Origin of the sequence: Caldibacillus sp. 210928-DFI.2.18, assembly GCF_020554505.1 — a bacterium.
Taxonomy (GTDB): Bacteria; Bacillota; Bacilli; order Bacillales; family Caldibacillaceae; genus Caldifermentibacillus; species Caldifermentibacillus hisashii.
This window is the reverse complement of record NZ_JAJCHL010000046.1, coordinates 1-14,737: the sequence shown is the minus strand read 5'-3', so window position 1 is coordinate 14,737 and position 14,737 is coordinate 1. Positions and strand designations below refer to the sequence as shown.

The window sequence follows — 14,737 nt, the reverse complement described above, 5'->3', positions numbered from 1 at the left end:
TTTTGTCTTTACCATAAATATATTATGTAAAATATTCCAGCTTTGCTTCCGGAAAAAACTTTTTCATATATGCATGTAAATGTTTCTGAATTTCTAATTGCTCATCATCTTTGTATACATATTTGCCTATACCATATTTTCCCCACTTATATTTTCTCGCTTCTTCATTCAGTTCCAGTTTTGTCATTGGATAATTTTTTTGTATGACTCGTTTGGCCGGTTTTGTAAAACGATGCTGAATAAATTCAAACGTTAAATCTTTTCTTACCTCTTGCGGCAATTCCGCATCCAATCGTTCAAATGAATGGTAATAACCTTCCTCCCATCCTTCATGCAAATAGATAGGAGCGACAATAAACCCTAATGGAAAGCCAGCTTTGGCAACTTTTGCGGCTGCTTCAATTCTTTTGGTTAATGGTGCCGTGCCCGGTTCAAAGTACTTTATTACATAATCGGCATTAATACTAAAGCGGAATCTTGTTTTGCCATTATGTTTCGCATCTAATAAATGATCGACGGAATCAAATTTCGTCACAAACCGGAGCCTGCCATATTCAGACTCACCAATATGTTCAATCGCTCGCTTTAATGAATGGGTTAAATGATCGATCCCAACAATACCAGACGTACATGAAGCTTCAATTCTCGTTATTTCCGGCGCTCGTTCCTCCATATATTTATCAGCAGCTTCAAAAATTTCCTCGACATTTACATACGTTCGAATATACGGTTTATAGCCCATTGTCGTTTGTAAATAGCAATAATGGCAATGACCCATACAACCGGTCGCAAGTGGAATGGCATATTCCGCAGAGGGCTTTGATGTATCGAAACGGAGCGTTTTCCTTACTTCGACGACTAATGTTGATTTGGCCACTCGGTATTTCTGAAAATCATTATCGCCGGGTAAATCACGTATTTGATTGTGGGATGTCGTATAGCGAATTTCTAAATTCATTTTTTCAAATTTATCAAACAATTGTTTTCCGAGCGGATACTCTAAAGCTTTCGGTTCAAAATAAACTAGTCGGGGCATAAACGGCTTCACGATCAATTTCACTCCCTTCTTTAAAAATAAGTCTCTTCATCATCACCAAAAAAATAATGATATGCTTGTTTTGGTTCTTCCTCACTTTGAAAAATAGCGATTTCATCTGAGAGCGGATAATATGTTTCATATAAAAAAATAGCCAGTTGATTTGGATTATCGGGATGGCGAACGACTGCAGCTTCTTGTATATTGGCAACATCTTGTGTATGAGGATTGCGATAAAATACATAGACAATATCCCCTGCTTGATAAGAATGGTTTTCATCAAAAAAGTTCATCTAATCACCTCTTTCATCTACATTTTGCCTATAAAAACTTTTATTATAAAAAATTTTGCTTGGTAATTTTCACTATTTATGTTTCATCAATCGTTTTGAAGAGAAAAATTTATGATAAATAATATGATCTAGCAATTTTTCAGTCCGTCCTTTAGCCGCTTATACTCATTCTTAAAATTTACTGCAACAAGCCTGGGGAACTTTTACATCCTTAACGTAAAATAAAAAATGCCAGCGAACCTTAAAAAAGGTGGCCAAGCACTTTTTGAACAGCCCTGCTTTTAGAGCTTCTTCAATTTCCATATATCATTTACATATTCTTGAATCGTCCCGTCACTGGAAAATTTACCGGAATGGGCGATATTGGTTACGCTCATGTTCAGCCATTGATAACGGTCGCGATACGTTTGATCGACAAGTTCATGTGTTTCTAGGTATGCTTCAAAATCTTTTAAAACAAAATACGGATCATTATGGTAAAGAATATGGTAATAAATATCTTTAAACTCGATATCGTGAATACCAAATTCTCCGGTGTTTAATTGGTTTAATATTTTTCGGATCCGATCATCGGTATGGTAAAGATCCCCGGCTGAATATCCGCCTTCTTGATAAAATTTCATTACTTCATCGGCTGTAAGTCCAAAAATGAAAATATTGTTATTTCCCACCAGCTCACGAATTTCAATATTTGCTCCATCAAGTGTTCCGATTGTAACGGCTCCATTCATCATTAATTTCATATTGCCGGTCCCACTTGCCTCTTTACCGGCCGTCGAAATTTGTTCACTGACATCAGCCGCCGGGATAATTTTTTCCGCCAAACTAACATTGTAATTTTCCAAAAATATGACTTTTAATTTCCCTTTTATTTCCGGATCATTATTGATAATCGAGGCTACGGTATTGATGAGTTTAATGATTTCCTTTGCCATATAGTAGCTTGGTGCCGCCTTTGCGCCAAAAATAAATGTTCTTGGTGTGATATCCAGATTTGGATTCTCTTTTAATTCATTATATAAATAAATGATATGAAACACATTTAACAACTGCCGTTTATACTCATGAAGTCTCTTAATTTGAACATCAAAAATCGAGTCCAGATCGACTTTCATCCCGTTTTGCTCGTAAATATACTGGGCAAGCACTTCTTTATTTTCCCGTTTTACTTGGTTAAATTTATCAAGCAAAGGCTGGTCCTTTGAATATTTGATTAAATGGATCAGCTGTTTCGGGCGCATAATCCAATTCGGGCCGATTACCTCTGTAATAAGCGAGGCTAATTTCGGATTAACCTGCAATAACCAGCGCCTGTGAGCAATCCCGTTTGTTTTATTGTTAAATTTCCCCGGATCCATTTGATAAAAATATTTCATTTCCCTCGTTTTTAAAATTTCTGTATGAAGCTTGGCAACTCCATTAACGGAGAAACTTCCCACGATGGCAAGTTTCGCCATATGTATTTTTCCGTAAGCAATGATTGCCATTTCCGGAATCTGTTCCCTTAACTCGGGATAATCATTCCAGATTCGTTGACAAAACCGTTCATTGATTTCATGGACGATCATGTAGATTCTCGGTAACAATTGTTGAAACATTTCGATCGGCCAAGTCTCCATTGCCTCACTTAATGTCGTATGGTTGGTATAAGCAAAAACTCTTGTCGTAATAGTCCATGCATCGTCCCAGCCCAATCGTTCTTCATCCATCAAAATTCGCATCATTTCCGGAATGGCCAAGCTCGGATGGGTATCATTAATTTGAATAACGACTTTTTCCGGCAATTTACTAAGGGGGAGACGATGATCTGATTGAAATTCACGAATGATTTGTTGGATGGTAGACGAGACGAGGAAATACTGTTGTTTTAGCCGCAACAGCTTCCCCTCATCATTCGAATCATCCGGATACAAATAACCGGAAATCTGTTCGATGGAATATCGATGATCGAGATCATGGTAAAATTCCGTATTCCCCATTGAACCCTCTTCATAGACAGATTCGGCACTCCAAAGTCTGAGCGTATTCACAACATGATTTTGGTAACCGACAATCGGAATATCATATGGGACAGCCATTACTTTATCTGTGTTTTCGTACTTAAATTCCAGGGAACCGTCTTTTCTTTTGAACATATGAACGGTTCCGTGAAATTGAACACAAATTGCTTCGTCTTCACGCCGGACTTCCCACGGGAACGGTTCTTTCAACCAATAATCAGGCAATTCAACCTGGTTCCCGTGAATGATTCGCTGCTTAAATAAACCATATCGATACCGAATACCAAAACCGTGACCGGGATATTGTAATGATGCTAGGGAGTCTAAAAAACAAGCCGCTAATCTTCCAAGTCCCCCATTTCCCAATCCTGCGTCTTGCTCCACTTCGATAATCTCACCGATGTCGAATCCAAGTTTGTTGATCGCCTCCTGAGCAGCCTCATATATACCAATGTTTACTAAATTATTTTTCAGCAGCCGTCCGATTAAAAATTCCATTGATAAATAGTATAGTTGTTTACCATGTTTTTCTTTATATGCTTTTTTTGTCCGGACCCAATCTTTCATAATTTCTTCATTGACAATCGTTGTTAATGCATAATATAAATCTTTACCGGTTGCTTCTTTCACTTCTTTACCGGTCTGAAGTGTTACTTTTTCTGCTAGCCGATCGACTACCCAGTCAGATGTAAAAACGGTCAAAGGTCATCCCCCTCATTTGTATAGTGGTACTTGCAAAACTTGTCGATAGAGATTGGCGTACTTTTGTGCGGAATCTTTCCATGTAAACTGACTTTTATTCACATTACGGAGAAGTTGAGACCAGTGACTCGGATCACGATAAATGGAAAGAGAGTAACGCAATGTTCTCATTAATTCATGAGCATTATAATTGGCAAAACTGAACCCATTCCCCTCACCGGTCATTTCATTATAAGGAACGATAGTATCTTTCAACCCCCCTGTTTCCCTTACAATTGGCACAGATTTATACTGTAAAGCAATCAGCTGGGAAAGTCCGCATGGCTCGAATTTCGATGGCATGATAAAAAAGTCGCTTGCTCCATAAAGTTTTCTTGCCAATCCCTCGTCAAAATAAAGAAGAGCTCGCACTTTTCCGGGATAATTTTCTTCCGCTTTTCTAAAAAAATGTTCAAACTCCTCGTCACCTGTCCCTAAAAGAATGAATTGGATATCTTCTTCCATAAATTCTGCAAAAATATGTTGCAAAAGATGGAAACCCTTTTGTTCTACCAGACGCGAAATACTGATATATAAAGGTTTTTCCCCATCAATTACGAGTCCCAATTCTTCTTGGACCTTTTTCTTATTTTCCGTTTTTTTACTTCTGGCTGAACGAAATTTTACATATAAATTTGGATCTGTCAACGGGTTGTATTCTTTTGTATCAATTCCGTTTAGAATGCCTGATAAATCACTTGACCGGGCATTCAAGATCGGGTCGAGTCCTTCCCCATAATATGGATCCTTGATTTCCTCTGCATAACTCGGGCTGACGGTAGTAATTTTATCTGCATGGAATAACGCTGCTTTCATGCAATTAATTGCCCCATTCCATTCCATCCCGCCCAAATGCTCTCTTGATAATTGAAAGAAGTCGGCGAACACCTCTAAAGGCATGACACCTTGATATTTCAAATTGTGAATGGTAAAGACGGTTTTCATATTCGGTACCGGTTCATATATTTTTGCCAAAAGAACCGTCATACCTGTCTGCCAGTCATGTGCATGTAAAATTTCCGGTTGATAATCAATCAACTTCAATGCTTCTATGACAGCATGGGAGAAAAAAATGAAACGTTCTCCATCGTCATAATAGCCATAGATTCCTTTTCTTGTAAAATAATAATCATTTGCAATAAAATAATAAGTGATTTGCTGATGATTTAACGTAAATAGTTTGGCCTCCTGATTTCGCCAACCGAGCTTGACACCGAAAGTTTGCTTGTATTCAAGCTGATTCTTCCATTGAACATCCATTTCATCATATAATGGCAAAATTACGTGAACATCCATATGCTCAAATTCTTTCAAACTTTGAGGAAGAGAGCCAATTACATCCGCAAGTCCCCCCGTTTTAATAAATGGTGTACATTCTGATGCGACAAATAGTATTTTTTCCAATCTCCTCTCCCCTTCCTTTTTCTGCCAATTGAATAAATGATCCCGGACAAAGTTGAAAACCTTCTAAACGGTTTGCCACTTTGGAACCACATACGGTTTTTCCATGGAGCCAATCAGTTTTTGTCCTTTCGTAATAAAGACATCTTTGTCAATAATAACATTTTCCAAATATACGTCTTCAGCGATGGTCGACCGTTGCATAATAATCGAGTTTTTTACGGTGGCCCCCTTTTTTACCTCTACACCTCGAAATAAAACGCTGCTTTCCACTTTTCCATCGACTACACACCCGTTGGACAGAATTGAATTTTTCACTTCGGCAAGCTCCTTATATTGAGCCGGTGGTTGATTGGATGTTTTTGTTTTAATAAAATGTTTTTCGAAAAAAAGTTTTCGATAAGTTTCCTCGTTTAATAGATTTAGGTTATGCCGGTAATAGCTGTTGATTGAATTAATAAAAGCATGAAACCCGCGATGACGGAATGTTTGAACTTTCAAACTTCCTAAATGATTCACTATTCCGTGATGAAAAAAATGATACTTATGATAGGCAATACAATCATCGACAAGTTCCAGCAATAGTTTTTTGTTTATGATATACGTTCCTGTAAATATATGTGGATTACGCTTCTCATTCGTAATATTTTTTACCCAACCAAGGTCATCGGCTTCAATTCGAAAATACAAATCATGTTCAGGCAAAATCTCCTCTTCTTGCGTGGAAATAAGCGTAACATCTGCATTTCGGTCAAGATGATAAGCGAATGCCTCGTAGTAATCCGTATTTGTAATGAACTGGCAGCCACTAATAAGGACGTAATCCGAATGGCATCGTAAAAAACAATCTCGATGATGATGAAAAAACTGAAGATCCCCTTTTGAAATATCTGTCGGATCATGCCAGTCAGGCGGAAGGATGAAGAGACCGCCATTTCGTCTGTCTAAATCCCAATATTCTCTGGTACCTAAATGGTCCAAGAGTGATCGATATTTGCTTCGGACAAAGACGGCAATTTCATCAATCCCTGAATTGACCATATTTGATAATGGAAAGTCAATCAGTCGATAGCGACCGGCAAACGGAATCGAAGCACTATTTCTGTAATAACTTAATTCTTGAAATGAGTGATGCTCTTGTTCCAGATTGATTAAGCCCATCATCCTTTCCATTAACTTTCACCACCCATCACTAATGCTTTTTGTTCTAACACTTCTTGGTTAATTACAACCGGCTCATCATCATTTACCTGAATCACTGTGCCATCTTTAATTTTTGTATTTTCCATTACAATTACTTTCTTCAATACACAGTTTTCTCCTATTTTCACGCCGGAATGTATAATCGATTTTTCAATTACACTGCCTTTCCCGACATCCACATTTCGAAATAGGACCGATTCAATGACCCGTCCCCGGATAAAACAACCATCATTAATCAGTGATGTATTCACAGTAGCACCTTCACTAATGAATTGAGGAGGGAAATTTAAATTATTCGTATAAATGCGCCATTGTTTATTATTCAGTTTCAACTCACAATCATCTTTTAATAAATCCATGTTTGCTTCCCAGTAGCTTTGTAATGTTCCGACATCTTTCCAGTATCCGTTGAAACGAAAAGCATACAGCTTTAACCGGTCACGGAGCATAAGCGGAATAATGTCTTTTCCAAAATCATGACTCGATTGTTTCTGGGTCGCATCTTTATATAAATAATGTTTCAGTACGTCCCAGGTAAACATGTAAATTCCCATCGAAGCGAGATTGCTCTTTGGATGTTCCGGTTTTTCCTCAAATTCATAAATTTTCAAATCCTCATCCGTATTCAAAATGCCAAATCGTGAAGCTTCATTCCAAGGAACTTCGATAACGGATATTGTTACATCAGCCTTTGTTGCTTTATGTTGGTCGAGTAACTTTTGATAGTCCATTTGATAAATGTGATCGCCGGAGATGACAAGGATATACTCAGGATTGTATTGATTAATGAATGGGATGTTTTGGTAAATGGCATCCGCCGTACCTGAATACCAATCGCCACCGGTTTTTCCCGTATATGGTGAAAGAACGGAAACACCACCGTCTTTTCGATCCATATCCCAAGGTCTTCCGTTACTGATATGTTTGTGTAAATCATAAGGAGCATATTGGGTCAAAACGCCAACCGTATGAATATTTGAATTGGCACAATTACTTAACGTAAAGTCGATAATGCGATATTTGCCTCCAAATGGAACTGCCGGTTTGGCAAGTTGTGCAGTCAGTGGCCCTAACCGTTTCCCTTCTCCGCCAGCTAACAACATGCCGATACATTCCTTCAAAACATCTCCTCCTCATCTTTTTCTTTTATTTTTTTAAAAATGGCAACGGCTAACGGGGGTACTTTGATTTTGATATGTTGCGAGAAACCGTGCCATTTTTTTGGAAAAGTAAAATGGGAACCTTCATTGATTTGTCCCGATCCGCCAAATTTAAGACAATCAGAGTTGAAGATTTCAACGTACTTACCCGGTTTTGGAACACCAATTTGATAGTCATAATAAACAACCGGTGTAAAATTACAAACAATGATTAATTCTGATTCTGTACTTTTTCTCATAAAGGCAATAATACTTTGATCGATATTATGGGGGTCAATCCATTCAAATCCTTCTTTTGTATGATCAAACTCAAAAACTTCGGAATGCTCTATATAAAACTTGTTTAAAGCTTTCACATAATGCCACATTTTGTTATGTAACGGATAATCTAACAAATGCCAATCCACTTGTTCCTTATCTTTCCATTCCGCATATTGAGCAAGTTCACTGCCCATGAACAACAGTTTTTTTCCGGGATGACAAAACATATAACCATACAGAAGACGTAAATTTGCAAACTGTTGCCACATATCCCCGGGCATTTTGTCAAGTAATGATTTTTTTCCGTGAACAACTTCATCATGAGAAAATGGAAGAAGAAAATTTTCTGAAAATGTATACATAAACGAAAATGTGATTAACTGATGATGCCATTTCCGGTGGATCGGGTCCTTTTTCATATATGTAAGCATGTCATTCATCCAACCCATATTCCATTTAAAATTAAAGCCTAAACCACCCATATAGGTCGGTGCAGTGACAAGGGTGAAATCTGAACTATCTTCGGCCATCATGAGAAAATGGGGTGAACGGGCAAACACGGTTTCATTTAATTTTCGAATAAACGCTAATGCCTCTAAATTTTCTTCGCCGCCAAAGGAATTATACATTTTCCCCTCCGCTTCAGACCGATCAAAATTCAAATAAATCATGCTGGCAACCGCATCAACCCTTAACCCGTCGATATGGTATTCTTCCATCCAAAAAATCGCATTGGATATCAAAAAAGATTGAACTTCCGGCCTGCCGAAATCAAAAGCTAATGTTCCCCAACCCCTCTTTTCCGCTTTTTCCGGATCCTTATATTCATATAGAGGTTCACCGTCGAACATCCTTAACCCGTGTTCATCTTTACAAAAATGACCCGGAACCCAATCCATAATAACCCCTATTTGATGTTTATGGCATTCATCAACAAAATATTTAAAATCATTTGGTGAACCATATCTTGATGTGACTGCATAATAGCCGGTAATTTGATATCCCCACGAAAGGTCAAAGGGATGTTCAGCCAAGGGCAATAATTCAATATGGGTAAAACCAAGATTTTTTACATATGGTATTAATTGTTTTGCTAATTCTTGATAAGTGAGGAATTCATTATTCGCTGTTTTTTTCCATGAACCGAGATGAACTTCATAGATAGAAATGGGCGAAGAGTATGGATCAAAATCTTTCTTTCTCTCCATCCACTCATCATCTTTCCAAATATATGTTGAACATTCCGGAGTTAATGATGCTGTTTTTGGTCTCATCTCCGTCTGAAAGGCAAAGGGGTCCGCTTTTAAAATGGTTTGATCAGAGGAAGTTGTAATTGCATATTTATATCGTACGGACGGCTGAATATTTGTAAAAAAGCCGATCCACAAACCTTGTGAATTAATTTTTTGCAATGAATGTTTATCTGGTTCCCAGTCATTGAAGTCACCGACAACGGAAATTTTTTTTGCATGAGGAGCCCAAACGGCAAAGCGGAATCCGGCATCACCATTCCACTCTGTAAAATGGCAACCTAGCATTTTATAACTATAGTAATTTGTTCCTTGATGAAATAAATAAATATCTTGTTCAGAAATATGATAATTCACAGTATCTCCCTCTTTTACCAAAAATGAATGATAGAGCCTGATCTAACTTATTAAATAGGTGGAATAGTAAACAAAAAGGTTTTATATATTTTAATGCTAAATATAGTCATAATTATTTTATAATCATAGTTTTCTTCAGAAATATAACTATTTATGTTTTAATTATAAGGAGCAATTATAATAATATTATATCACTTTTATAAACCGTATCAAGACAATGCAAAAGAATTTTTGACAATTTTCTTAAAAATAATAAAATCGGTCAAAATTTGTTAAAATAGATGTAAATTGTTAAACTGTTTTTACTAGTAAAAAAAACCTTGATTGAGGTGTTCTTTTTGGTTAAACCGGTAGCCTGGATGGATGACATAAAATTAGTAACAGTGTATATTAATTCATTTATTCCTAAATTAGATAATTCATTCCCATTGATTTTTCAAAAGAAAAATAAAATTCCTTTTCAAATAACTCAAATGACAAATTTGAATGAACATGTATATCAAATTTACCTTTCCGAAGCGTTGCCAATTGGAGAAGAAGTTGTCTTACAATGGGTGGACACGGAAATCCCGATCTATCCGGGAAAAATTGTTCGTACTGATTGGTTTGATCAACAATTTTCCGTTAACAACATTCAGTTCGGGGCAATTTGTTCCGAAGATGAAACCATTTTTCGGTTATGGGCACCTACTGCTACTTCAGTCATTTTACGATTAAATGATCAATTATATGAAATGATCCGGGTTGAAAAAGGAGTTTGGACAAAAAATATCGCAGGAGACTGGCATGGAGCAATATATGAATATATCGTTACCGTAAACGGAAATACCCATGTCGTCATTGATCCTTATGCGAAAGGAAGTCTCGCCAATACATCAAAAGGTGTTGTCATCAATTTTTCAAGAACGATGAAACTGAATGCAAATAGGCCAAAAATAGCCTCGTTAAAAGACGCCGTTATATACGAAATTCATGTCCGTGATGCGACAAAGGATCCTGAAAGCGGTGTAATAAATCGCGGGAAATTTCTTGGTTTACAGGAAATTGGTACGAAAACAGAAAAGGGTTTTTCCACCGGGCTCGATTATATAAAGGAACTAGGAGTAACCCATGTCGAACTGTTACCGATCAATGATTTTGCCCGTGTCGATGAGCTGAAACCAGATACACAGTATAACTGGGGATATGATCCACTTCTATATCAAGTCCCGGAAGGAAGTTACTCGACCAATCCCAATGATCCCCTTTCAAGAATTAATGAATGTAAAAAAATGATTGAAGCATTCCATCGTGAAAACATCGGTGTCGTCCTCGATGTTGTTTTCAATCATGCTTTTATAGAAGAAAATATTGAGGAAACCAATTTCGAAAAGATAGTCCCCGGATACTACTTCCGCTACGATGAACAGGAGAATTTAGCAAACGGTACCGGTTGCGGCAATGAATTCGCAACTGAACGAAAGATGGTGCGCAAATTTTTTATTGATACCATCGACTTCTGGCTAAAAGAGTATCAAGTAGACGGCTTTCGGTTCGATTTGATGGGATTAATGGATTTGGAAACAATGAAACAAATCTACAAACGTTGCCAATTAGAAGAAATTCCTATTATGTTGCTCGGTGAAGGTTGGAATCTTCCGTCATCACTGCCGGAATCTGAAAAAGCAATGGTGGCAAATGCTTCGTGTTTAGAAGGAATTCGTTTTTTCAACGACCGGTTTCGTGATGTATTGAAAGGAAATCTATTTTCCTTGGAGGATCGGGGATTTGTAAACGGCCAGGGAAGGTTTTTTGAAAAACTTCCTGACATTGTCTCCGGATCTTGTTTGGAAAAATACAGTTCGCCTTTTGTCCCGGACGTAACTCAAACCATCAATTATGTTGAATGTCATGATAATCATACGTTATGGGACCGGCTTTCCATCACAAACAGTAACGAACCGGAATCAGTACGGAAAAAGATGCACCAGCTGGCCACCGGAATCACTCTGGTTAGTCAAGGCGTTCCTTTCATCCACGCAGGCCAGGAATGGTTCCGGACCAAAAAGGGCGTTGAAAATAGTTATAGTTCTAGTGATGAGATCAATCAATTAGATTGGAAAAAAAGAGAACAAGAATTTGATACGATTGAATTTGTTAAAAAACTAATCCATCTTCGCAACAACTATGATGTCTTCCGAATGAGATCAAAAAAGGAAATTGAGAAGCGGTTACACATTTTAAAGACAAACCGGCCGATTTTCGGCTTTACTTTACTTGGCGATAAAGAAGAATTTGCAATTTATATTAATCCGACAAAAGCGTGCGGAAAAATTTGGTTACCTTCTTCCGGTCAATGGAAAATGATGGTAACCAATGATTTTGTAAATCGTGTGACTGAACGTTTGATTATCGGTGAATATACGAACATAAACCCACTTGAATTTCTTGTTTTCATGAAAAGTTGACATGTAATTAAGAAAAGCGTAGTGCGCCGGCTTAGCGAGGTACAAGCTGGCCGGATAAATAAAAGCGCAACGTCCTGTTGTAACACATGTGTGATCACGCCCGATCTCCCCGCAATGAGAACAGATTTGCTTCCTCGAATAGGCATCGCACGAAGAAATATGCGTTTAGCATTTTTCGAGGATAGTACTGTAAAGTTTGCTAGTCGCTAGCGCTCAAAGCAAGACAATTAAACCTAATCCCAAGCTATTTACTTGTTTTTTATACTTTCTTAATCTTTTAAGATAAATATGACTTATTTTTAACAAAAACAAGTATATTGAGTTGTAAAAATCATTTTCTGGTATATAATAAAAATAGAAGATGATACTAAAAAAAGGATGCCTTAAAAATGGCATCCATATATACAACTACACTGCCAGAACAGCAGTGACCGCATGAATTTCAGAGCAGAAAAACCCTACCCTTTAAAACACTTGGTCGGTGCAAGGGTGGGGTTATTTCTTTTTATTGAGAAAGATAGCCACTAAAACTGATATGAATGTTAAAATAAACATTCCGAAGGCTAACATCAAATTTAGTGCTTCATACGTAACCACCAGTGGCCACCTCCCTTTGAAAGGAAGTTTTTAAAACATCACCTCCATTCAAAGAAAGATTGCGGCCACTGCCCACCCTGCTATGTAGTTGTAGTCTCAATTATATCAATTTTTTCAAGCTGGTTCTACTTGTATCCGGTCGTCAATACTTTTTTCTTTCAAACTCTGCTTTTATGCAGATACCCCATTTGCTCCAATTTTCCTTTTACACCTAAAGCGCTTTCTAATTCGATCAGTAATCTTTTCTATGTTTTATCCTACATAGTACAAATGCATCTGCATTTCTTTTTCATGTAAATTTAATATCAATAACGAATCGAACTCGGCAAGCTTTTATACCGAATTAACATAGTCTCCGTTTAATTTATTATAGATGTCCATTGAGTTCCTCTTATGACTGGAATTACCATAATAGAATCATCAACCGATAAGAAAACTAATATTGCCGCTACGAACGAAAGGAGGGATATTTGATGATTAAAAAATATTATCCGGTTTTATTGTTAACCTTTAGTTTGCTCACCGGATGTAATGGAAATTTTGGTGCAGACAACGGGAATGAAAATAATCAAGTTAGAGATACGAATATGGAAGAAAGTTGGACACCTAATCAAACTTCGCCATATTATAGCGTTACCAATGACGAAATCCATGCCAACCGAAGATCAAATGGTGTTAGGCAGATGACAAATGACAAAAACAATGATGAAATTTCAGCAACTTCAACAAAAACGAACAGTAATAACTATCCCCATACGAGGCCGATATTAATACAAGAGGCAAAATATGATTACGTACCAACGAATGGAGAACAAATAAGTAATCGGAATGAAAGAATCCAAAGATATTTTGGCGGGCAATTCAGCCAATTTTTTGGGGGAACAAATCGAGGGCAAGGCAACAATAATCAACAAGCGGAACCACCAAATGAAGGACAGACAGGTGCACCCGGAACAAACAATGAAAACCAACAAAATACAACCAATCCAGAAGCCAATCAAAATGCAGGCATATCGGAATTCGCCAGACAAGTTGTAAACTTAACAAACGAACAAAGGCAAAAAAACGGATTGGCTCCTTTACAAATTGATACGACATTAAGTGATGTCGCCCAAAGAAAATCTCAAGATATGCAACAAAATAATTATTTTTCTCATACAAGCCCCACCTATGGATCACCGTTTGATATGATGCGTGATTTTGGTGTTACCTACAAGACGGCAGGAGAAAATATTGCACAAGGGCAAAAAACGCCTAAAGAAGTAGTAAACGCATGGATGAACAGTTCCGGGCATCGTGCTAATATATTAAATAAAAACTTCACCCATATCGGTGTTGGTATTGAAACACAGGGATACCATTGGACACAAATGTTTATCGGGAAGTAATGAAACTCTAGCGTAACTAATTTAACTTACCTCAAAACGGTGACGTGATTGGGGCTCGTCGCCAAAATAGCAAGTTTTTCGGCTCAAAACGGTGACGAGATCAAAGCTCGTCGCCAAAATAATGCTTTTTTCTTCTCAAAATGACGGCGAGAACGGGGCTCGTCGCCAAAATAGCAAGTTTTTCGGCTCAAAATGGCGACGAGAATAAGTTTCGTCGCCAAAAAGTGAAGTTTCCGGCCTCAAATTGATGACGAGAATGGATCTCGTCGCCAAAAAATGGGGGTTCCGGCAAAAAATGACGACGAGAATGGATCTCGTCGCCAAAAAGTAAAGTTTCTCGGATTAAAGTGACGACGAGAAAAGGTCTCGTCGCCAAAATAAAGCTATTTTCTCCTCAAAATGGCGACGAGAACGGGATTCGTCGCCAAAAAATGGGGGTTCCGGCAAAAAATGACAACGAGAATGGATCTCGTCGCCAAAAAAAGGAGTTTCCGACCAAAAAATGACGACGAGAAAGGGCCTCGTCGCCAAAAAATGGGGGTTCCGGCCAAAAAATGACGACGAGAATGGATCTCGTCGCCAAAAAGTAAAGTTTCTCGGATT

The 14,737-nt window shown here is 37.7% G+C and carries 13 protein-coding genes; 3 read left to right on the top strand and 10 right to left on the bottom strand.

Going from position 1 to position 14,737, the window contains the following annotated elements:
• Positions 1-22: 22 nt before the first annotated feature.
• The 7 genes from splB to glgB form a co-directional block, all read right to left on the bottom strand.
• Entirely contained in the window at positions 23-1,051 is a 1,029-nt protein-coding gene (splB, locus tag LIZ98_RS10720) for a spore photoproduct lyase (RefSeq protein WP_041903188.1), read from the bottom strand.
• 17 nt (positions 1,052-1,068) lie between these two features.
• Positions 1,069-1,329: a transcriptional regulator SplA domain-containing protein gene (locus LIZ98_RS10715; protein WP_041903175.1), complete on the bottom strand. Its 261-nt coding sequence runs from the start codon at positions 1,327-1,329 to the stop codon at positions 1,069-1,071.
• A 281-nt stretch (positions 1,330-1,610) separates the two neighbouring features.
• Entirely contained in the window at positions 1,611-4,031 is a 2,421-nt protein-coding gene (locus LIZ98_RS10710) for a glycogen/starch/alpha-glucan phosphorylase (RefSeq protein ID WP_041903177.1), read from the bottom strand.
• Between the two features lie 12 nt (positions 4,032-4,043).
• The gene (gene glgA / locus LIZ98_RS10705) at positions 4,044-5,474 is read right to left on the bottom strand and encodes a glycogen synthase GlgA (protein ID WP_227139102.1); all 1,431 of its coding nucleotides are present in this window, start codon (positions 5,472-5,474) and stop codon (positions 4,044-4,046) included.
• Between the two features lie 63 nt (positions 5,475-5,537).
• Positions 5,538-6,644 (bottom strand): glucose-1-phosphate adenylyltransferase subunit GlgD, encoded by a 1,107-nt coding sequence (glgD, locus tag LIZ98_RS10700; RefSeq protein WP_041903181.1) that lies wholly within the window; start codon positions 6,642-6,644, stop codon positions 5,538-5,540.
• A complete protein-coding gene (locus tag LIZ98_RS10695) occupies positions 6,644-7,795 on the bottom strand; it encodes a glucose-1-phosphate adenylyltransferase (RefSeq protein WP_255602026.1) in 1,152 nt (383 codons plus the stop codon). The genes glgD and LIZ98_RS10695 overlap by 1 nt, the downstream gene beginning before the upstream one ends.
• Positions 7,792-9,702 (bottom strand): 1,4-alpha-glucan branching protein GlgB, encoded by a 1,911-nt coding sequence (gene glgB, locus LIZ98_RS10690; RefSeq protein WP_108897975.1) that lies wholly within the window; start codon positions 9,700-9,702, stop codon positions 7,792-7,794. The genes LIZ98_RS10695 and glgB overlap by 4 nt, the downstream gene beginning before the upstream one ends.
• A gap of 338 nt (positions 9,703-10,040) precedes the next feature.
• Here glgB and pulA point away from each other — a divergent pair, with 338 nt between their 5' ends.
• Complete coding sequence (gene pulA / locus LIZ98_RS10685; protein ID WP_227092328.1) at positions 10,041-12,149, top strand: type I pullulanase; 2,109 nt, start codon at positions 10,041-10,043, stop codon at positions 12,147-12,149.
• A 495-nt stretch (positions 12,150-12,644) separates the two neighbouring features.
• Here pulA and LIZ98_RS10680 read toward each other — a convergent pair whose 3' ends face one another.
• Positions 12,645-12,746, bottom strand: a complete 102-nt coding sequence (locus LIZ98_RS10680) for a putative holin-like toxin (RefSeq protein ID WP_082026100.1) — start codon at positions 12,744-12,746, stop codon at positions 12,645-12,647.
• 473 nt (positions 12,747-13,219) lie between these two features.
• Here LIZ98_RS10680 and LIZ98_RS10675 point away from each other — a divergent pair, with 473 nt between their 5' ends.
• The gene (locus LIZ98_RS10675; RefSeq protein ID WP_227139103.1) at positions 13,220-14,134 is read left to right on the top strand and encodes a CAP domain-containing protein; all 915 of its coding nucleotides are present in this window, start codon (positions 13,220-13,222) and stop codon (positions 14,132-14,134) included.
• A gap of 83 nt (positions 14,135-14,217) precedes the next feature.
• On the opposite strand, the gene LIZ98_RS10670 is transcribed toward LIZ98_RS10675, so the two are convergent.
• On the bottom strand, positions 14,218-14,355 hold the full coding sequence (locus tag LIZ98_RS10670; RefSeq protein ID WP_227203045.1) for a hypothetical protein: 138 nt from the start codon (positions 14,353-14,355) through the stop codon (positions 14,218-14,220).
• Positions 14,322-14,510, bottom strand: a complete 189-nt coding sequence (locus LIZ98_RS10665) for a hypothetical protein (RefSeq protein WP_152032346.1) — start codon at positions 14,508-14,510, stop codon at positions 14,322-14,324. Before LIZ98_RS10665 ends, LIZ98_RS10670 begins: the two co-directional genes overlap by 34 nt.
• Here LIZ98_RS10665 and LIZ98_RS10660 point away from each other — a divergent pair.
• Positions 14,482-14,640 (top strand): hypothetical protein, encoded by a 159-nt coding sequence (locus LIZ98_RS10660; RefSeq protein ID WP_227140436.1) that lies wholly within the window; start codon positions 14,482-14,484, stop codon positions 14,638-14,640. The two genes, LIZ98_RS10665 and LIZ98_RS10660, sit on opposite strands and share 29 nt — an antisense overlap.
• The last annotated feature ends 97 nt before the right edge of the window (positions 14,641-14,737 follow it).

Bases quoted from the DNA above. Each gene is read 5' to 3' on its own strand.
- LIZ98_RS10675 (WP_227139103.1), top strand. From the start codon at position 13,220: ATGATTAAAAAATATTATCCGGTTTTATTGTTAACCTTTAGTTTGCTC.
- LIZ98_RS10715 (WP_041903175.1), bottom strand. From the start codon at position 1,329: ATGAACTTTTTTGATGAAAACCATTCTTATCAAGCAGGGGATATTGTC.
- glgD (WP_041903181.1), bottom strand. From the start codon at position 6,644: ATGGAAAGGATGATGGGCTTAATCAATCTGGAACAAGAGCATCACTCA.